Annotated in this window: 19 protein-coding genes; 8 read left to right on the top strand and 11 right to left on the bottom strand. The window is 52.0% G+C overall.

What is annotated here, in order from left to right:
* Positions 1-494: 494 nt before the first annotated feature.
* From gyrB to mutM, 8 genes are all read right to left on the bottom strand, one after another.
* A complete protein-coding gene (gene gyrB, locus WNY38_RS10145) occupies positions 495-2,912 on the bottom strand; it encodes a DNA topoisomerase (ATP-hydrolyzing) subunit B (protein ID WP_342857222.1) in 2,418 nt (805 codons plus the stop codon).
* Positions 2,913-3,012: 100 nt separating this feature from the next.
* Entirely contained in the window at positions 3,013-3,633 is a 621-nt protein-coding gene (locus tag WNY38_RS10140; RefSeq protein WP_342857221.1) for a LysE family translocator, read from the bottom strand.
* Complete coding sequence (recF, locus tag WNY38_RS10135; protein ID WP_342857220.1) at positions 3,630-4,736, bottom strand: DNA replication/repair protein RecF; 1,107 nt, start codon at positions 4,734-4,736, stop codon at positions 3,630-3,632. The genes WNY38_RS10140 and recF overlap by 4 nt, the downstream gene beginning before the upstream one ends.
* 47 nt (positions 4,737-4,783) lie before the next feature.
* On the bottom strand, positions 4,784-5,902 hold the full coding sequence (gene dnaN, locus WNY38_RS10130) for a DNA polymerase III subunit beta (protein WP_342857219.1): 1,119 nt from the start codon (positions 5,900-5,902) through the stop codon (positions 4,784-4,786).
* 177 nt (positions 5,903-6,079) lie between these two features.
* Positions 6,080-7,462 carry a chromosomal replication initiator protein DnaA gene (gene dnaA / locus WNY38_RS10125; RefSeq protein ID WP_342857218.1) on the bottom strand — a complete coding sequence of 461 codons (1,383 nt, stop codon included), beginning with the start codon at positions 7,460-7,462 and terminating at the stop codon, positions 6,080-6,082.
* 797 nt (positions 7,463-8,259) lie between these two features.
* Positions 8,260-8,523: a 30S ribosomal protein S20 gene (gene rpsT / locus WNY38_RS10120; RefSeq protein ID WP_342857217.1), complete on the bottom strand. Its 264-nt coding sequence runs from the start codon at positions 8,521-8,523 to the stop codon at positions 8,260-8,262.
* A 156-nt stretch (positions 8,524-8,679) separates the two neighbouring features.
* Positions 8,680-9,456 (bottom strand): enoyl-CoA hydratase, encoded by a 777-nt coding sequence (locus WNY38_RS10115; RefSeq protein WP_342857216.1) that lies wholly within the window; start codon positions 9,454-9,456, stop codon positions 8,680-8,682.
* A 59-nt stretch (positions 9,457-9,515) separates the two neighbouring features.
* Positions 9,516-10,367 (bottom strand): bifunctional DNA-formamidopyrimidine glycosylase/DNA-(apurinic or apyrimidinic site) lyase, encoded by an 852-nt coding sequence (gene mutM, locus WNY38_RS10110; protein ID WP_342857215.1) that lies wholly within the window; start codon positions 10,365-10,367, stop codon positions 9,516-9,518.
* A gap of 87 nt (positions 10,368-10,454) precedes the next feature.
* Here mutM and ubiE point away from each other — a divergent pair, with 87 nt between their 5' ends.
* Together ubiE and ubiB are read left to right on the top strand one after the other, a co-directional pair.
* Positions 10,455-11,219, top strand: a complete 765-nt coding sequence (ubiE, locus tag WNY38_RS10105) for a bifunctional demethylmenaquinone methyltransferase/2-methoxy-6-polyprenyl-1,4-benzoquinol methylase UbiE (protein WP_342857214.1) — start codon at positions 10,455-10,457, stop codon at positions 11,217-11,219.
* Positions 11,219-12,754: a 2-polyprenylphenol 6-hydroxylase gene (gene ubiB, locus WNY38_RS10100; protein ID WP_342857213.1), complete on the top strand. Its 1,536-nt coding sequence runs from the start codon at positions 11,219-11,221 to the stop codon at positions 12,752-12,754. The genes ubiE and ubiB overlap by 1 nt, the downstream gene beginning before the upstream one ends.
* Here the strand turns inward: ubiB and WNY38_RS10095 are convergent.
* The 3 genes from WNY38_RS10095 to WNY38_RS10085 all read right to left on the bottom strand — a co-directional run bounded on the left by WNY38_RS10095 (position 12,747) and on the right by WNY38_RS10085 (position 16,281).
* Positions 12,747-13,598, bottom strand: a complete 852-nt coding sequence (locus WNY38_RS10095) for an aminoglycoside phosphotransferase family protein (RefSeq protein WP_342857212.1) — start codon at positions 13,596-13,598, stop codon at positions 12,747-12,749. The two genes, ubiB and WNY38_RS10095, sit on opposite strands and share 8 nt — an antisense overlap.
* A 74-nt stretch (positions 13,599-13,672) precedes the next feature.
* Positions 13,673-14,359: a flagellar hook capping FlgD N-terminal domain-containing protein gene (locus WNY38_RS10090; protein WP_342857211.1), complete on the bottom strand. Its 687-nt coding sequence runs from the start codon at positions 14,357-14,359 to the stop codon at positions 13,673-13,675.
* An 11-nt stretch (positions 14,360-14,370) separates the two neighbouring features.
* Positions 14,371-16,281, bottom strand: coding sequence for a flagellar hook-length control protein FliK (locus WNY38_RS10085; protein ID WP_342857210.1), 1,911 nt, complete (start codon positions 16,279-16,281; stop codon positions 14,371-14,373).
* 111 nt (positions 16,282-16,392) lie between these two features.
* Between WNY38_RS10085 and WNY38_RS10080 the strand changes: the two genes are divergently transcribed.
* The 6 genes from WNY38_RS10080 (at position 16,393) to WNY38_RS10055 (ending at position 20,231) form a co-directional block, all read left to right on the top strand.
* A complete protein-coding gene (locus WNY38_RS10080; RefSeq protein ID WP_342857209.1) occupies positions 16,393-16,686 on the top strand; it encodes a rod-binding protein in 294 nt (97 codons plus the stop codon).
* Entirely contained in the window at positions 16,673-17,026 is a 354-nt protein-coding gene (locus WNY38_RS10075) for a hypothetical protein (protein WP_342857208.1), read from the top strand. The genes WNY38_RS10080 and WNY38_RS10075 overlap by 14 nt, the downstream gene beginning before the upstream one ends.
* A 229-nt stretch (positions 17,027-17,255) precedes the next feature.
* Entirely contained in the window at positions 17,256-18,572 is a 1,317-nt protein-coding gene (locus WNY38_RS10070) for a flagellin (protein ID WP_342857207.1), read from the top strand.
* An 89-nt stretch (positions 18,573-18,661) separates the two neighbouring features.
* Complete coding sequence (gene flaF / locus WNY38_RS10065; RefSeq protein WP_342857206.1) at positions 18,662-19,039, top strand: flagellar biosynthesis regulator FlaF; 378 nt, start codon at positions 18,662-18,664, stop codon at positions 19,037-19,039.
* Positions 19,036-19,443: a flagellar biosynthesis repressor FlbT gene (gene flbT / locus WNY38_RS10060; RefSeq protein WP_342857205.1), complete on the top strand. Its 408-nt coding sequence runs from the start codon at positions 19,036-19,038 to the stop codon at positions 19,441-19,443. The genes flaF and flbT overlap by 4 nt, the downstream gene beginning before the upstream one ends.
* A complete protein-coding gene (locus tag WNY38_RS10055; protein WP_342857204.1) occupies positions 19,440-20,231 on the top strand; it encodes a DUF1217 domain-containing protein in 792 nt (263 codons plus the stop codon). The genes flbT and WNY38_RS10055 overlap by 4 nt, the downstream gene beginning before the upstream one ends.
* Position 20,232: the final 1 nt, after the last annotated feature.

Here is a 20,232-nt window from a genome sequence, read left to right as displayed (position 1 = left end):
GCGAATATCCATTGCCTGACATAATTTCCAAAAATATCACAGCACTTCTACAAAACCGGCGGATGCTTGCTTAAAAACATAAAACCCTGGCAACGGCTTCGCTTGCCGTAACTGAATTAAAAATTTCACTCCAAACCTCGTTCTTTAGACTTTAAAAAGATAATTGGTTAAAGACCTATGACAAACTTGGATACTTCGATTGTGTAGTGTGCATTTTTTAATCAATTTGTTCAATTCAGATCGAATTGTATTATTTTTTAATCTAAAATACCCACATATGTCTATATTTTAACCTTTGGCCTGCCGCAGAAGTAAGCGCTTTAAGTGAGAGCATGTGCCCTGAATATGAAACGATCCAGATTGGAGGTCACGCATCTCGTTGCACTCGACTTACTTATGCGTGATGTGCAGCAGGTGTATCAAAATCAAAAAAGGGCGCGGATAAGGCGCCCTTTTGAAAAAGTAAGCGGTTCATGCCGCCGCAAAGACGGCGTCTAGGCGTCTAGGTTTTCAACGTTCAACGCATTGTCTTGAATGAACTCGCGACGCGGCTCAACGACATCGCCCATCAGTTTGGTAAAGATATCATCCGCTTCGGCGAAATCTTCAATCTTCACCTGCAACAATGTGCGCGCTTCTGGGTCCAGCGTGGTTTCCCACAGCTGATCGGCGTTCATCTCGCCCAAGCCTTTGTAGCGCTGCAGTGACAGACCCTTTTCGCCCTCTTCTAAGATCGCCTTAAGCAAATCAATCGGACCATGGATCAAGCTGTACCGCTCTTTGCGCATCAATTGCGACGGGTCATCATAGATGCCGTTTGTCGCCTGCACTTCTTGGTTGATGCGACGCGCTTCCCCGCCACGCAAGATAGCACCATCAAGGGTGCGCACCTCTTCGACACCGCGCAAAACACGGGTCAAACGGATGCCAACATCTTGGGTCGGACGGCCTTTCCAGCCCTGCTCAAATTCTGGCGCGATCATATCAAGACGCTTGGCGATCAAATCGGCTGTGCCTTGCAAATCTCCATCCACACGGCCAGGCTCAAACGCGCCAGCCAAGGCTGCTTGTTCAATGATGTGGCGCGGGTAATGTGTTGGAAAAGCATCCAAAATCCGTTTGAACGTCCGCGCACCTTCGACAACGCGTGCCAAATCCGCACCGGCGATTTCTTCGCCCGTTTGCAATCGCAACACCGCGCCATCGGTGCCTTGCTGGATCAAATATTCGTCCATCGCCGCTTGGTCTTTGAGGTAAACCTCAGACTTGCCGCGGGCCACTTTGTACAAAGGCGGCTGCGCGATATAAAGGTGTCCGGCCTCGATCAAAGACGGCATTTGACGGAAGAAGAAGGTCAAAAGCAGCGTCCGAATGTGCGCGCCGTCAACGTCCGCATCGGTCATGATAACGATCTTGTGGTAGCGCAATTTGTCCAAATTGAACTCGTCACGGCCAATGCCTGTGCCAAGCGCCATCACAAGGTTGCCGATTTCTTGCGACCCAAGCATGCGATCAAAACGCGCGCGTTCGACGTTTAAAATCTTACCACGCAGCGGCAAAATCGCTTGTGTGCGACGGTCACGACCCATTTGAGCCGAGCCCCCCGCTGAGTCACCCTCCACGAGGAAGACTTCGGTTTGAGACGGGTCTTTTTCAGAGCAATCTTTGAGCTTACCAGCAAGGAAATTGACGTCCAAAGCCGACTTGCGGCGGGTCAATTCGCGGGCCTTGCGGGCCGCTTCGCGCGCCATCGCCGCTTCGCAGATTTTGCCGATGATCATCTTGGCCATCTGCGGGTTTTCATCGAACCATTCGGTCAGCTTTTCGCCCACCAAGTTTTCAACAGCAGGTCTCACTTCGGATGACACCAGCTTGTCTTTGGTCTGAGACGAGAACTTGGGATCCGGCACTTTGACGGACAAGACGCAGGTCAAACCCTCACGGGCATCATCACCGGTGAAGGTGATTTTCTCTTTCTTCGCGATGCCACTGTCGGCCGCATAACGCGTCATGGTGCGGGTCAGCGCCCCACGGAAACCGGCAAGGTGCGACCCGCCATCGCGTTGCGGAATGTTGTTGGTGAAGGGCAAAACATTCTCGTGGTAACTGTCGTTCCACCACATCGCCACTTCGACACCGACACCATCTTTTTCGCCCTGAACAAAAATAGGCTCAGGCATCATCGAGGTTTTAGAGCGGTCCAAATACTTGACGAACTCTTTGACGCCACCTTCATAGAACAGCTCGGTTTTGAGGTGCTCTGCGGGGCGTTCGTCTTCCAAAATGATGCGCACACCAGAATTCAAGAACGCCAATTCGCGCAGACGTTTTTCCAAGGTCGTAAAGATGTAGTCAAGGTTCGAAAACGTGGTCGTAGAGGCCAAGAAGCGTACTTCGGTGCCAGTCTCGCCGTGGGAATCTCCGACTTCTTCGAGGTGCTCAACGGTCTCACCACGTTCAAAGCGGGCTTTATGCACTTTGCCTTGACGCCAGACTTTCAATTCCAACCAATCGGACAGCGCATTGACAACAGACACACCCACGCCGTGCAGACCGCCGGAGACCTTGTAGGAGTTGCTGTCGAACTTACCACCAGCGTGCAGCTGGGTCATGATCACCTCGGCCGCTGACACGCCCTCTTCTTCATGTAAATCCGTCGGAATACCACGACCGTTATCACGCACAGAGATGGATGAATCCGCGTGGATTTTAACGTTCACGTAATCAGCATGACCCGCCAAAGCTTCGTCGATGCCGTTGTCCACAACCTCATACACCATGTGGTGCAAGCCAGAGCCATCATCGGTATCTCCGATATACATACCAGGGCGTTTGCGAACAGCGTCTAACCCTTTGAGAACCTTGATGGAACTAGCGCCATATTCTTCGGACTGCTCAGGTGTATCGGACATGCGGACTTCCTTGTTTTTACTTAGCCTTTTTATACGCCAAACCGCTGGGGTTGTCACGTAAATGGCACAAATATCACAACTTTCGCGAAGGAGTCCGTGCTTAAGTAAATGGGATCACAAATGCCACGATGATCATCAACACGCCTGCCGTCACATTCATGCGTTTTAGCGCAGTCGGGGACGACAAAAGCCCGCGCAGTTTGCCGACAGAAGCCGCCATAATCAGGTTACCGATCAAGGGGACAAGCGCAGAGATGGAACAGATCGCAAAGACATCCCAAACGGTCAATGTGGATAGATCAAAAAACCCCGGCAACAGTCCCATGTAAAACAAAATCGCCTTTGGATTGCCTAAAATCACCACCAGTCCCGCAAGGAACCCCGCCCATTTTCCGGGTCGGGTTAAGCGACTGTTGGCGCTGATCGATTGGCCCGCATGGCGGATCAACATCGTGCCCATAAACAGAAACATCGCCACCGCGATCCATTTCATTGCCACCAAGAAATAGGCAAATTCAGAAATGATCCATGTGACGCCCAAAATGGCCAACAACGGCCACAGCACATCGCCGATCACCACCCCAAGGGCCAGCGGCCAAGCCGAAGCAAAGCCGCCGGACATCGCGCGGGCCAGCATAGCCACCCACACAGGACCGGGGGTCAAGAACAAGACAAGCAATGCGCCTGCATAAAGTAGCAATTCAACAGGGGTGATACTCACAAAACGTCCTTCACCGATGACACGCCGGCCTCTTCAAAAACCTCAAAGGCCGCTGCGCGCGACCCAAGTTCTGCAAACAGCTCAGGCCCTGTACCGGTCATAAAAGCTTGCGCCCCCAATGCACAGATCTCGTCATAAAGCGCCGCACGTCTGCCCGCATCTAGATGGGCTGCAACCTCGTCGAGAAGAAATATAGGCGCCGCACCGAAATCCTGCGCGAGTGCGCGCCCATTGGCGAGGATAAGCGAAATCAGCAGGGCTTTTTGTTCACCCGTTGAGCATTGATCCGCAGAGACATTCTTGGCGGCATAGACAGCCGCCAAATCAGCGCGGTGCGGGCCAATCAACGTGCGCCCAGCCGACAAATCGCGCGGCCGATTATCTTTGAAAGCGGCCAGCAGATCAGCCTCGGTATCCGGCAGGCCAAACTGGTCCGAGGCCTTCAACGTCAGACTGGCCACAGGAAAGGCCGTTTGCGCACCGTCTTGGGCGTCTTTCAGGCGTTCCAAAACCATCAGACGATTTTGCATAATTGACGCGCCGGATGCAGCCATCTGCGCCTCAAGTGCGGCGTACCAATGGGCATCGCGCACCATGTCTTTGAGCAGGCGATTGCGTTCGCGCATGGCTTTTTCATAAGTCAAAACTGCATCAGCGTGGCGCGGCTCAAACGACATCACCATCCGATCCAAAAAACGACGGCGGCCTTCAGGTGCTTCGATCCACAGCCGGTCCATCGCGGGGATCAGCCAGACCACGCGGGCGATACGCCCCAGTGCGATCTGTGCTGCGGATTTTCCGTCAATCTTGACCGTACGCGACGCGCCGTTTTCGGACCACGTTTCGATGTCATGGGTTTGGTGCAAAGACTGTAATTCAGCGCGGACCTTCCAGCCCAGGCTTTCAGGCTTGCGCGCGATGTCATCCATCGCAGCGCGGCGCAAACCACGGCCCGGTGACAGCAAAGACACGGCTTCAAGAATGTTGGTTTTGCCAGCGCCATTGGCACCCCAAATCGCAACAGGCCGCCCGTCCAATTCAAGACGTACGGCCCGATGAGAGCGGAAATGAGACAGGGTTATGTCTTCGATGAACAAAGACATGCCGTCTCATTTCCTAAGCTAAAGATGTGGATAGCCAACGATTTGCGTCAAACGCGCATCGGCATCACAACGTAAACGGCAGAGGTGTCATTGCCTTCGCGCATCAAGGTCGGATCACCTGATGAGTTGAACATGAACACCGCGTTTTCGCGATCCACTTGGCTGGCGATCTCCAAAAGATATTTGGCGTTAAAGCCAATCTCAAGGCGTTCGTCACTGTAAGCCACAGCCAATTCGTCTTCGGCGGCACCACTGTCGGGCGCGTTGACGGATAGGGTCAACTTGTCATCTTCAAGGGTCAGCTTCACAGCGCGTGAACGCTCGGATGACACTGTGGCCACACGGTCCACTGCCTTGGCAAATTCTGCCGCATCAACTTCAAGTTTGCGGGTGTTGCCCACTGGAATAACGCGTGTGTAATCGGGGAATGTGCCGTCAATCACTTTGGACGTCAGCGTGATATCTGGGGTCGCGAAACGCACTTTGGTCTCTGACACGGACACAGCGATGGTCATGTCGTCGTCGTCAAGCAGCTTGCGCAATTCACCAACGGTTTTACGCGGCACAATCACACCAGGCATTTCCAAGGCGTTCTGGGGCAGCGGCGCATCAATGCGCGCCAAACGGTGACCATCTGTAGCCACACAGCGCAGCACTTTGCCGTCCTCGCCATCCGATACATGCATGTAAACACCGTTGAGGTAGTAACGGGTTTCCTCGGTCGAGATCGCGAATTTGGATTTGTCGAACAAGCGGCGCAGCACCGGGGCCGCGATCGCGAAATTGCTTTCATATTCGGATGTGGTCATGACGGGGAAGTCTTCTTTGGGCAACGTTGCCAAAGAAAAATTCGACCGGCCCGCTTCAACAGTCAGGCGACCAGATGCACCATCGTCAGCCAACATAACCATCGCGCCGTCAGGCAATTTGCGAACGATTTCGTGTAGCGTCACGGCAGAGACAGTGGTCGCGCCCGCACGCTCAACCATGCCCGCACATTTGTCGATAACTTCGATGTCTAGGTCTGTCGCGCGAAAGGACACTGTGTTGCCCTCGGCTTCGATCAGCACGTTGGCTAGGATTGGAATGGTGTTCCGACGCTCTACTACAGATTGCGCTTGGCCCACGGCCTTTAACAGCGCACCGCGTTCAATGCTAATTTTCATACCACCCTCGTCTTATTTATTGGCCGGATGTTGACGATATATCATTCACCATCACGTGCAAGATGTTGTTGCACGGACTTTGCCGTCGTCTTTACCTGAGCGTCAAGGGCTCAAGGCACTGCCACGTGTGAATTCGCGGCAGTGCAGCAGGTAAGAGTCAGGTTTTGAACCAAATGCTTAGGCTTCAAGCGCGCGGCGCAGCATTTCGACGTCATCAAACATCTGACTGTCTGTGGTTTGCAGCTCTTCGATACGACGCACACCATGCATGACAGTGGTGTGATCGCGTCCGCCAAAGCGGCGGCCGATTTCAGGCAAAGACCGCGATGTCAGTTGCTTGGACAAATACATCGCCACCTGACGCGGACGCGCGATAGAGCGCACACGACGCGGGCCGATCAAGTCCGACAGACGAATAGAGTAATGCTCAGCCACACGGCGCTGGATTTCCTCGACCGTGACCTTGCGATCAGAGGCTTTGAGGATATCCGCGAGACATTCTTGGGCCAGTTCCATGGTGATCTCACGCCCGACAAGCGAGGCGAAAGCAAACAGACGCATCAAGGCCCCTTCGAGCACGCGCACGTTCGTGGTGATCCGGTGCGCCAAGAATTCCAAAACGCCGTCAGCGAACACAAGACCCTTATACTGCGCGCGGTAATTTTCGGCTTTGATCTGCAGAATACCCAAACGCAATTCGTAATCGGTTGGGTGCAGATCGACCACAAGACCGCATTGCAGGCGCGATTTGATACGATCCTCAAGATCTTTGATTTCGCCAGGTGCACGATCCGCAGAGATGATGATCTGTTTGCCTTGGTCCACCAGCGCGTTGAAGGTGTGGAAAAACTCTTCTTGGGTGCTGTCTTTGCCGGCGATGAATTGCACGTCATCGACCATCAGTACGTCGACGGAGCGGAAGAGCTGTTTGAAATCCATCATCTGGCGATCACGCAGCGCTTGAACAAAGCGGTACATGAATTGTTCGGCAGACAGATACAGCACACGCGTTTTCGGATCGCGCACTTGGATTTCATGCGCAATCGCATGCATCAAGTGGGTTTTACCAAGCCCAACGCCGCCGTACAAAAACAACGGATTGAAGGTCACAGGACCGCCCTCTGCGACGCGACGCGCCGCGGCATGGGCCAATTCGTTCGGCTTGCCGACAACAAAGTTATCAAAGGTAAAGCGCGCATCAAGAGGCGCCCCCGGAAGCTCGGCTTCTTCAACAACAGGAGCGGCCTGAGCAGACAGGCTTGCCGACGCTTTCGCGGACGATTGATCAGAACCTGTGCTCAATGTGTCAACGGCACGCACGGTTTCAACTTTGAATTCAACGCGTGATGCAGGCACACCAGACGCTTTGAGGTGAGACAAAATTTGATCGGAAAAATTGCGCGCAACCCAATTCGCCATAAAGCTGGTTGGGACAGAAAATTGCGCGACACCATTGTCGACTTTTTGCAGTTGTAGAGGTTCGATCCAGTTGGCGTAATTGTTACGTCCTACTGTTTCGATCAACTGCTGTTTAACACGTCCCCACGTATCATTTTTCATATTCGTATTCGACCCAATTATAGTTCTTTTTCATTATGGTTCGGCGGCAAAACCGACCCTTGAACGATGCGAAGCACCGCCCAAGACACAACGCCTCAGGTCTTCAACATCTACACGCGGAGGTCAGACTGACGTCTAACCAACCATTCCAAACCCCTCACAGTTTGTTGTGGTTTACCCTTTCAAAAAGAGTGCCTGTATAAATCGCGCACACCAACATGGCGTAGATAACCAGCCCAGACATAAGATTATCTGGTTGGATCGTGCCAATATTGTTCAACGCAAGTGGACATACCAAAAATCTACACCACGCCGAGGCGCGTAAGCTTTCTGGACAGTTTGACCAAGGATACCCCTATCCTTTTGACCAAACAACACCTCTACACAGATCGGGACAGCCCCAAGAAAACATCTTTCGGTCGTTGCCAAAGATGTTTTCCAAATCGATGTGGTTGGTGAATGTCCCCCCAAGACGACATGAATCGCAATTACAAGTTAGCAATCCAAGCTCTGGTCGCGCAACCGATCTTCGCGCTTGACTCTGTCTTTGCCAAAACCGAATCTCAAAAGTCCTTTTGGCTCAGGTGAGACGTGTCTCAATTGCCTCAAATATCAGGAAACCGATTGGACGGAAAACTGGAGATTGCGAATCCATCCACAGATTTGTAAGCGCCGCGCATGCAGCAGATTCGCCGCAATGCCGCACAAAAAGAGCGTTTTTCTTGGGAAAACAACAAAAAAACGCGCCCGAAGGCGCGTCTTTCAATACATTCAGGTGTCTAGATACTGTCTAGCGTTTAGCCGAGTGCTTTAACGCGTGCAGAAAGACGGGACACTTTACGTGACGCTGTGTTCTTGTGCACAATACCTTTTGTGACGCCACGCATCAGCTCTGGCTGAGCTGCGCGGAGAGCTGCTTTTGCAGCTGCGGAATCACCGGATTCGATTGCTTCTTCAACAGCGCGCAAAAATGTGCGGATACGCGAACGGCGCGCTTTGTTGACTTGTGTGCGGCGCTCGATTTGACGGGCGCGTTTTTTAGCTTGGGGCGAATTTGCCATGGTGTCTTTCCCTCTCTAGGGCTTGATTAAATTACGATTGCGCAAAGGAAGCCCCACGTCAAAGACGGACGGGAAAGTCATAGCCTGAGCGGGCTCCACGCGCATGTAAGGTCGTCCTTTAAGGTAGAATCGCCCAAAAGAAAAGCCTAAAATACCCTATTTGCCGCGGAAGTGGGGCGCGCGCTTTTCTAGGAACGCAGCCATACCCTCGGCTTGATCATCGGTCGCAAACAAAGCATGGAACGAACGGCGCTCAAACAACAACCCTTCGGACAACGTCGTCTCATAGGACCGGTTGACTGACTCTTTGGCCGCCATAACGGAAATCGAGCTTTTCTCTGCGATCTTTGTGGCAGTTGCCATTGCATCCTCGACCAGATTTTTTGCAGGCACAACACGCGAGACCAGCCCGCAACGCTCGGCCTCGTCCGCATCCATAAAGCGACCGGTCAAATTCATTTCCATCGCTTTCGACTTGCCAACAAACCGCGTCAAACGTTGCGTCCCCCCCAAGCCGGCCATGATGCCCAGATTAATCTCAGGCTGCCCAAATTTGGCTGTATCTGCGGCAATGATAAAGTCACACATCATCGCCAGCTCACAACCGCCGCCCAGCGCGTAGCCTGAAACGGCCGCGATAATCGGTTTGCGAATTGCGGAAATGGCATTGGCCTCGGCACCAAAAAAATCTGCGCCAGCCATGTCGGCAAAGGATTTTTCTGACATTTCTTTGACGTCGGCCCCAGCCGCAAAAGCTTTGTCAGAGCCGGTGATCACAATAGCGCGCACTTTAGGATCGGCATCCGCTTTGCCCAGCGCATCGGTCAATTCGCCCAACAGTTCTATGTTCAAAGCATTCAACGCATCAGGTCGGTTCAATCGAATCAACTTCACACAGTTTTGCATCTCAACGATAAGAGTTTTATAGGCCATGGGCGCTCCAAAGATCAGTCTGTTGACCATAACCTATCAGGCTGGGCGGCGTATTCAAATCAACTTTGGCAAGACGGGCAGAAGAAAGTCGATCTGCCCGATTGAGCAATCCTTTGGATAGCAGAAGCACAATCGCGCGTCGCGCAGGGCTCGCCCTCACGGCCATAAACGCGAAAGCTATGTTGGAAATATCCCAGCTCTCCACCCGCTTGGCGAAAGTCTTTGAGCGATGATCCCCCTGCCTCGATGGCCTCCAGCAAAATCTCGCGAATGATCGGCACTAAGGCGGAAATTCTGGCGTTTGTAATGTCTTTGGCCTTCTGCGTCGGATCGATCCCAGCGCGAAACAGCGCTTCGCAGACATAAATGTTGCCCAAACCTGCAATAAGGCTTTGATCCAACAGCGCGGTTTTGATCGGTGTGTTTTTGGTCTTTAGCACCTTGGACAAATGCGTCTCGTTGAAATCATTGCCCAAAGGTTCTGGACCAATCTTGTTCAACAGCGGATGCGCCTCAGCCGTGGCAGTCTCAAACAAGTCCATCGCGCCAAACCGACGTGGATCGTTAAAAGTCACGCGTGCACCGTTGTCCATGTGAAACACCACGTGGTCATGTTTGATCAGGCTGGGATGATCGTGCACGAACTGCCCCAAAGGATCGCCCGACACAGTCATGCGCCCAGACATCCCAAGATGAATCAACAGCGTTTCAGCGGTATCCAAGTCGGCCAATATGTATTTAGACCGCCTGCGCAGCTGCAAAACCCGCGCGCCCGTCAACCGGTCCGCCATTTTATCAGGGAAAGGCCAACGCAAATCAGGGCGGTTCACATCGGCGCGCGCGATCACAGCACCGGTCATACTGGGCTCAAGCCCGCGTCGTACTGTCTCGACCTCAGGTAATTCTGGCATTTTGACCCCTCTTTGCTGGCGCTTACGATTGTCACGCCCAACTTGTGGCCTATAAGAAGGATAAGTTTTGCAAAAGGTGCAAGAGAGATGACACGGACAAGCGGACCTACCAGCGACAAGACCACACATTTTGGCTTTAAAGATGTGGCTGAAGATCAAAAGGCCGGAATGGTCCATGAGGTCTTTACCAATGTGGCGTCGAAATACGATGTGATGAACGATGTGATGTCTATGGGGATCCACCGTATCTGGAAAGATGCGATGATGGATTGGCTTGCCCCGCGCGCCCACCAACATCTGTTGGATGTGGCTGGTGGCACCGGCGATGTGTCGTTTCGCTTTCTAAAACGCGCACCGGGGGCGACCTCTGTTGTGCTCGACATGACGGAATCGATGCTGATCGAAGGCCGCAAACGCGCCGAAGCCGAACAGATGGCCGAAAACCTGTCTTGGGTCACCGGCGACGCGATGGCTTTGCCTTTTGAAGACAATCAGTTCGATGTCTACACGATTTCCTTTGGCATCCGAAATGTCACCCGCGTGAACGAAGCCCTGTCCGAGGCCTACCGTGTTCTTAAACCCGGGGGCCGTTTGATGGTGTTGGAGTTCTCGCAACTGCCAAACGCAGCGATGCAAAAGGCCTATGATCTGTATTCCTTCAACGTCATTCCAAAGATGGGAAAACTCATCGCCAATGACGCGGACAGCTATCAGTACCTTGTTGAAAGCATCCGACAGTTCCCCAACCAAGAGACGTTTTTGCAGATGATCCGCGATGCGGGCTTTGCCAACGCAAGTTACCGCAACCTCAGCCTTGGCATCGCAGCGCTTCACACAGGCTGGAAAATTTAATGCGCGGACCGCATAATATTTGGCGCCTCATTCGCACAGGCGCCACGCTGGAACGCACCGGCGCGCTGACCGCCTTGTTTGAGGCGACAAACGCGCCACGGCCAATGCGGATCGCGTTGCGCACACTTGTCTGGCCCTTTCAATGGCTGGGCATCAAAGGCGACACATCGCGCCCGCCGATCACCCGCGCCATCACTGCGCTGGGCCCTGCCTATATAAAATTCGGTCAAATTCTATCAACGCGCCCTGATGTGGTCGGCGAAGAATTGTCGCAACAGTTGCAGGTCTTGCAAGACAAGTTGCCGCCTTTTCCCCGAGATCAAGCCATCGCGATGATCGAGGCTGATCTGGGCTGCAAGCTCGACGATATCTTTTCGGAGTTTTCCGAACCTGTTGCCGCCGCCAGTATTGCCCAAGTTCACAAAGCCATCAAACGCGACACCGGCGAAGCTGTCGCCGTCAAAGTTTTGCGTCCTGACATCGCAGGTGCATTTCGCAAAGACGTCGACGCCTTTTATCTGGCGGCTTGGTTTGTCCAAAAGTTCCTGCCCTCATCACGACGCCTTAAGCCGCTCGAGGTCATCGCGCATTTCGACGGCGTTGTGCGCGGCGAATTAGACCTGCGGTTGGAAAGCTCTTCTGCCGCAGAATTTCACGCCAATACGATTGATGATGCGGGCTTTTATGTGCCCAAGGTCGATTGGACCCTGTCTTCGCGCAGCGTGATGACATTGGAATGGATCGAAGGCATCACGGCCTCTGATTTGGCCGCGATCATTGCTGCAGGCCATAACCGTGCCGAACTTGGTCGGATCGTGTTGCAAATGTTTCTCAGCCACGCTTTGCGCGATGGATTTTTCCATGCCGATATGCACCAAGGCAATCTGAAGATAATGCCCAACGGTGATGTGGCAGCGCTCGATTTTGGCATCATGGGCGTGCTAGATGCCTACACGCGCCGCGTTTATGCCGAGATCATTTTCGGCTTTATCCGTAAAGATTATCAACGCATTGCCGAAGTGCATTTCGAGGCGGGCTATGTACCTGCCGATCAAGATGTTGATGAATTTGCCCGTGCGCTGCGTGCTGTGGGTGAACCGATTTTTGGCATGGATGCCACGCAAATTTCAATGGGTCGCGTGATGGCCTACTTGCTGGAAGTGACCGAACGGTTTGGCATGGGCACTCGTACCGAATTGATTTTGCTGCAACGCACGATGGTTGTGGTCGAAGGCGTCGCGCGCTCGCTCGATCCAAAGATCAATATTTGGGAAGTGTCCCAGCCCGTTGTTGAAAGCTATATCAAAGAAAACATCGGCCCCAAAGCTTTGGCTCGCGATCTAGGTCGCACTGCAATCGTACTGTCGCGCTTTGGTCCCAAACTGCCCCAAATCGCCGAATCTATTCTTATGGCACAATCCAAACAGCACGACCCTGTGAAGCCTCAAAGCGCGTTGCGCCAAGCGGCATTGCTTATATTTGGAGGGGCTGTGGCTGCCGGAATTGGCGCTCTTGTTGCGGTACTGTTCAGCTAAACTCGGCCAGACCAGCAGCCGCAAAGGCAGCTTCACCGTTGCGTGCCTTCCACTGGCAATAACACGCCATGCGCCAATGATAGAGCGGTGCGAGCACGCGGTAGCGATCCGTCACTTCGGTATTCCCATAGGCTGCCAGCAGCGTATCTGTTTGCGCGTCACTCAACGGATCAGCGCCATCAACCACATGCATTGCCGGCGACAAGGCAATCGCCAGATCATGAATGGGATCGCCCAAAGCGGGGCATTGCCAATCCACAAAGCTAAGTCCCTGTGACGTGATGACAGAATTGGCAGGCGTGGGATCACCGTGCAAAAAACAAGACACAGCAGCGGGTACATTTGACACCTCGGGCACATTTGCGCGCAATAGGACTGCACGTGGTGACAGATCATGTTCTAAAAACGACATGCCTTGCGCCCGAATATCGCTTGGCGCGCTTGGGATATGTCGAAAAATTTGAGCGCCCCCATGAGAATGTAAGCGAGCCAGTGCTGTCATGGTTTGCGCCGAAGTTTGCAGTGGAACCGTTCCATCAACAAAATCATAGACAATACAGTCACCAAAATCGGTCTTTGTTAAGCCACGAAAAATAGGCGCCAGTCCGGTATCTGTCAGGGCCAATAGAGCGTTTTGTTCATCGCGCACTGTATTGGGAAACAAAGGATTGGACCTTGCGTCATCAAAGAACTTCAGCACCAGTTTGCCGTCAGGAAAGTCGCCCCAAAACAGATGATTGGAGCGCCCGCCATGCAAAGCGTGCCACTTTGGCGGCACACCCAGACCCAGAGCGGCGGCGGCGGCCTGTATTGGTCCGGTGAACTCTGTGTCTATACGCTGCACGCCCTGCTCCATGTGTCGGATATTGATTGGGCGAGTTTACAGATGTGGCGCGGCGCGATGCAACTGATTGTGGTCTAAGCAGGTTCGCGCAGCGCAGAAATATCTTCGGCGTCCACCTCTGCTCCGCTTTCCATCACAAGAACCGTGTTCGCGCCATCCGCTCGTGCCTCAGAAATATGCCCATAGGCTTCGACCGTCGTTGTCGATAAATACTCGTCATAGGCGAAATTCTCTAGCTCAAAGGAATAGTTGCCCGATGCGAATGGGTCGCCGTTGTCATCGACACCCGCCCATTCCACATAGTCTGATGTCGTGGGCACTTCGGTCGTTTGAACCACACCGCCCGATGCGTCACGCACAATCAAAAAGGCCTGATCCGCAGACCCGTCGGGTGACGGAGCCAAGGTAATCGGCGCGCCATCAAAATGAACAGGCGCGTCTGTTCGGGCCTCCATGCCAACCCATCCCGAGATCTGCGCCATACCCATGACGCCCATTTGACTGGCCAAGGATCTCAAAAGGTCATTGGTCTGAACCTGTTGCTCCACACCTGAAAACGTCGCGAGCTGAACAGCATAATCTGATGATTCGATTGGGTTCATCGGATCTTGGTTCTGCAACTGAACGGTGAGCATCGTTAAAAATGTTTCGAAATCTGAACTAATGACTGAATTTGCTTCTTCTTCAACAACGGTGGCTGTCGCTGCAGTCGAAGCTGTCGCTGTTGTTGCAATTTGAGTCGCGGTTGTGGCAGTGACCATGTCGCTTTTCCTTACAATCTTAGATCCATGCCCGAGGTCCCATCCAAATGGAGCCGCACGGGCGATGATCGGTTTGTGTCTGAATGAGACGCTTGAACACGGTCTGCGGACCCAAATGTCCCATTCGAATCTTTAGGCTCAGATTGATCCGACTGATCCCCTGACGCGCCCTGATCATCTTGTTGGAATTGAAAGCTGCTGCCTTCGTACCCAAGATCTGAGAACTCTGCCAACAAGCTGTCAACATTACGCCGCATAAGTTCAAGCGTTTCAGCGCGCTCAGCGGCCACCACAACGTTCATGGCGCCATTTTCAGACACCTGAAATGTGAGTTTCACTTTTCCAAGCTCTTCTGGTGAAAGACTAATTTCGATCGGACCATCTGGAAGCTGTCGCGCAACATCCGCAATTTGTGCCGCGAGTCGCGCTGGCAATTCAACCCGTGAGGTTTGGGTTAATGGGTCAGTCTGGGACAATTGATCCAACTGAGACAATACACCATCAGTGCCGCCATAGAACGACTTTATTTCAATATCTTGCAGCTGTGATCCTCCGTCAGCAACGGCTTGGATTGCAGCGTTCTCGGTCAGGCCCGAATAAAACGCGGCGTGGCGCTCAATCGCGAAGGATGCAGAAGGAGATTGAAAAGCCGTGCCAGTGGGGGATTCTGCAGCTGCGCCATCTGAGCTTGTCGTTTCAGCCTCACCATGTTCGACAATTGGAGCGTCCACCGCTCGCTGAGACGCGCCGAAGACTTCACTCTTTGAAGCAAAAGAAGTTGGCTGCGACGCTGCTGTCTGCGTAGACGTTAAAGGCGTAGGCGAAGCCGTCGCAATTTCATCTTGTTTTTTCACCCGAGCCGCAACAGAGTCGGCCTCAATCATCGCATCAGGTTCTTTCAGAAACGGCTCGTTAAAAGGTAGAACTGCCGCCGCTTCTGGAACTGGACTTTGAACTTGAGACTGCGGCACCTTGTGGTGACTCGACGTATTATCCGCCTCCGCCAAATGAACATCGCCCAGCATCACATCAAACACCGAAACGTCGCGATGCTCACTCGGCGCAGATAATGGACTGGAGCCGGTCAACTCAACCTGCACGAGACTTTTCTGCGACGGCAGCGTCGCAACACCATCTTGGTTTAAATTATCTGTCTGTGGAGAAGTTAAACTTTCGGATTTCTGCACTGTGAACACGTCAGGGGCGATCAACTTGCCGAGGCTTGTATCTATATCGGGGCGGTTCCTCGCAGGTGCTGCAGCCAAGAGATGCGTTTCATTTGGGCCACCTTTGACACTGAAATCAGCACCGCCATCTGTGAAAGCCTGTGACTCCGACGTTTGCATTGCTGTTTGCATTAAAATAGCTTCGGCACCTAGGCTCGCACTCAGCGCCACGCTTTTATCGACATGAGAAACACCCCGCAGAACAGAAGGCTCAAGCGTCAAAGGGCGCGCAGGTTCAGTCAAAAAAACATCAAATTTAGACGTATCGATGACAACAGTTACAGGCTTGGGTTCAGATATCACGTCAGGCAACTGGACGGTTTCGACATCTACTGCTGAAGCCTCTGCAAGCAAGCCCTCTTCGATAGATATGTTTGCATCAACTACATTGTCAGAAACCGATTTGATGGCCTCGCCACCGATCTGAAACTCCTGCGAGGATACTAAGACGCCGACTTGAGAAATAGATTCAACGGCTGCTGGCACGACGAAACTAAACACAGGGTGCCCAAGAACATGAAGGTCGGGAACTGCAATTTCAGTTTCAGTGCTAGCGTTGTCTCCTTCTTCCATAACGGCATGAAAGCCGGAAACTGTAGGCGCCGCGACAATCTCATCTGACTGAGCTGTCAAAACAGAGTCAGCTTGCGCGCCAGCGACAGCACTATTGAGTTGTAGTAGATTTGAAAACTGCATTTTAAACATCCGGAAATTCTTTCACCGATGCCCAATTATGTCCTGATAGAGTTACCGGTTCTTTACCAGTTCACGATTATTCTGAAAAAAATGAATTGGAGCGATTACATCATGCAGCTCACGACGAATGCAATAAATGCATCGACAGACTTGCCAAAGGCACCAACGCGTGACGACAAGCTGCGTGATGCGTCGGAAAAACTTGAGGCGTCTTTTCTAGCTGAAATGTTGAAATCTGCAGGTTTTGGTAGAACTCCAGAGTCGTTCGGTGGTGGTGAAGGCGAAGATCAATTCGCCTCATTTCTGATTCAGGCGCAGGCCGATAAAATGGTTGAGGCAGGCGGAATCGGATTGGCCGAACAATTGTTCGAAGCCCTAAAGGAGCGTGCTGATGGGTCTCTTTAGTACAATGAAGCCGGTACAGGCATTAACAGAACTTCTTGAAAAAGAACGTGTCGCCATTCTAAAGGCAGAGTTTGCCACTCTAGCCCAGATCAGCGCATCTAAGATGTCTTTGATGAAATCTGTTGCAAAATCTTCTGCGACAGCGAGCGAGCTTGAAGCTCTGAAATCGCTCACAGAAAGAAACCGAAAGCTATTGGCAGCCTCAGCTCAAGGTTTCAAATCTGCACGAAAGCGGCTGTCCATGTTGCGTGCGCCTAGAACTACATTTCAAACCTACGGACCATCTGGGTCAATGTCCGACATTGGACATAAGTCATTAACTATAAAAAGAAAAATATGATGCCTTGCCCGATTTTTGCCACAAATTCTTGACAGATTCGGCAAATGCCTTAGGAAACTTTCAATCATTAGGCTGCTATGTTCAGAGCGCATCCCGAGGGGGTGGCACGGCAAACCGGAAACGGTTCATCCGTATTTAGTCAGAATGACAAACCTGAAACCGTCCGTGGGGACGGATCACGTAAATCATGCGGCGTAAAATGCGCCACTAGACCAAAGGAACATATACTATGTCCAGTATTCTGACCAACAGCGGCGCAATGGTTGCGCTTCAAACTTTGAAATCTATCAACTCTAACCTCTCGGACACTCAAAACGTCATTTCCACAGGCAAAACTGTGTCATCTGCGAAAGACAACGCATCCGTATGGGCCATCTCAAAAGTGATGGAATCGGACGTGCAGGGTTTTAACAGTATTTCTGACAGCCTTTCACTTGGCGAATCAACACTCGCAGTTGCTGCCAGCGCCTCTGAGACAATTACGGATCTGCTCACTGATATTAAGGGCAAAATCGTTGCTGCTCAGGAAGAAAATGTTGATCGCACCAAAATTCAAACTGATATTACGGCGTTAACAGATCAAATCGCATCTGTTGTAGGCGCTGCACAATTCAATGGTCTCAACCTAATTGACGGGTCATCAACCGATGATATGAATGTCTTATCATCACTTGACCGCTCTGCAGATGGAACTGTTAGCGCGTCTCATATTTCCGTGGAACGCCAAAGTTTATCTGTTTCAACCTCTGCTGACGCAGCAGTCTTTGGTACAACAGATGCTGCAAGTACGGCCGCGGCGCAAGTTTATCTTTCTGGTACGGGGCCAACTGTAGAAGACGATGCAGACTATGTGGCGGCTGATTTGACGGCTGTTGCAGACGCAGCTTCAGAAACTATTACCGTTGGCCAGGTGACCGCAGGCGTTAGCTATGAAATTGAGCTTCAAGACATCGGGATCAATGTCGTTGGGGGCGGGTCAGCAATCGGTGATCGCACCTTCCAATACGTTGCAGGTGCAGATGACAGTATTCAAGATGTTGCTCAAAACCTAAATGATCAGATCAGCAGCTTTTTTGAGGCCGCAACTGACACAGGTGACTACACTGTAGCCCTGGGTGGAACGGACGGTAACGAAATCACGATTACCAACAACTCTGGTGCGGCGATCAATATTGGTCAACGCATTCAGACGGACGGCACCCCTGGTACCTCAGCCGCAACTGGTGGTCTTGGCGCATTACAAACGATTGATGTGACAAGTGATGCAGGCGCGACAGGCGCACTCGCGGCAATCGACGAATTGATAACTCAATCCATCGACGCAGCGGCGGCATTTGGTTCAGCACAGGGTCGAATTGAAACACAGTCAACGTTTATTAGCAATCTGACCGACTCCCTTACAGATGGCATCGGTTCAATGGTCGACGCCGACATGGAAGAAACATCAGCCCGCCTACAAGCTCTTCAGGTTCAGCAGCAGCTTGGTGTGCAGTCCTTGTCGATCGCCAATGAAGCTCCACAAACCATCTTATCGCTCTTCCGTTAAGGGCATCTTTCTGGGCGTTTGAAAACCGCCCAGAGACCTCCGCGGTAAAAACCGCGTCATAGATTTCATTGTCACCGGAAGGATCCGACGTGAACGCTTTCGATATGGCCCGAACGGCCTACACCTCTCCTGCTGCGCCAATCCGCACAGCTCGAAGCACAGAGTACACCGCCTTCGCAAAAATCACGCATCAATTGCGTGCGGCAGCTGTAAAAAAGAAAACCTCATTTCCTGAATTTGTGAAAGCACTCGACGACAATCGCAAGCTTTGGAACATACTTGCAGGAGACGTTGCATCAGCAAACAATCAGTTGCCAAAAGAACTTCGCGCTCAAATTTTCTATCTCGCCGAGTTTACGCGAAAGCACACTTCAGACATCTTACAAGGTAAGGCCGACGAAGCTTCGCTCATCGAAATAAATACATCCATAATGCGTGGCCTTCGCCACGAAGGAGGACAGGAATGAGCGGACTTGTTTTAAAACTTGGGCCAAAAGAGAGAGTCTTGATCAATGGTGCCGTCATCGAAAACGGTGACCGGCGTTCGCGGTTGTCTGTGGTTACGCCAAACGCTAATATCTTGCGCCTTAGAGACGCAATTCACCCCGAAGATGTCAACACACCTGTACGCCGCGTATGCTACATTGCTCAACTGGTTTTGTCTGGTGACGCAGAGCCTGATGACGCGCGCCTACAACTGATGCGCGGCATTGAGCAACTCAGCCAAGTCTTAACGGACGATGATAGCCGAGCTCTTTTAAATGATGCAACCGAAGCCGTACAAGACAATCAGTTTTATCAATCACTCAAAGCTTTAAGAAGTTTATTGCCGCGTGAAGATCGATTGCTCGCAGCTTCGAGAGCCCAATGACCTATCAACCCATCATTCCGCTGTCTGGTTTCTCTGGCTGGGCGTTTCTCAACAGAACGATGGAGTCTCAGAAAAGCGCATTCAACGAATCGGCCTCGATCCAACGCGATACTGATTACTTCAGAGAAAACATTGGATCGGTGACCTCCGCCGAAGACCTCATGTCCGATCACCGCCTCTTAACTGTGGCTCTTGGGGCATTTGGCTTGGACGAGGATATCGGCAACAAATACTTTATCCAAAAAGTATTGACCGACGGAACAATCGACGATGATGCGCTCGCCAACAAACTATCAGACACGGCCTATTTAGAGCTCTCCAAAGCCTTTGGCTTTGGAGATTTCGATACACCTAACACAGCTTTAAGTTTTTTTCCCGACGAAATAATTTCGAAATATCAAGACACTCAGTTTGAAGTCGCAGTCGGCGAACAAGATAATGATATGCGAATGGCCCTTAATGTCGACCGCGAACTATCGGAGATCGTCGATTCAGACACCACTGACAATGGCGCATGGTATGCTGTGCTGGGAGATGAAGCCGTGCGAACTGTTTTTGAGACAGCACTCGGGTTGCCGAGCTCCATCGGCACCCTCGATCTTGATCTGCAACTGAAAAGCTTTCGTGAAAAAACTGACCAGTATTTTGGAGAAACCGAAATAGCCCAATTTTCGGATCCAGAAAAACGTGATGAGTTGGTTCGGTTGTTCATGGTGCGCAGCGAAATAGCTGCGGGAGGCGCTGGCACGTCTTCTGCTCAAAACGCGTTAACATTGCTTTCCAGTTAAA

The organism is Pacificibacter sp. AS14 (genome assembly GCF_038899935.1).
In the GTDB taxonomy this organism is placed as follows: domain Bacteria; phylum Pseudomonadota; class Alphaproteobacteria; order Rhodobacterales; family Rhodobacteraceae; genus Celeribacter.
This window is presented reverse-complemented; position numbering and strand designations above follow the sequence as displayed.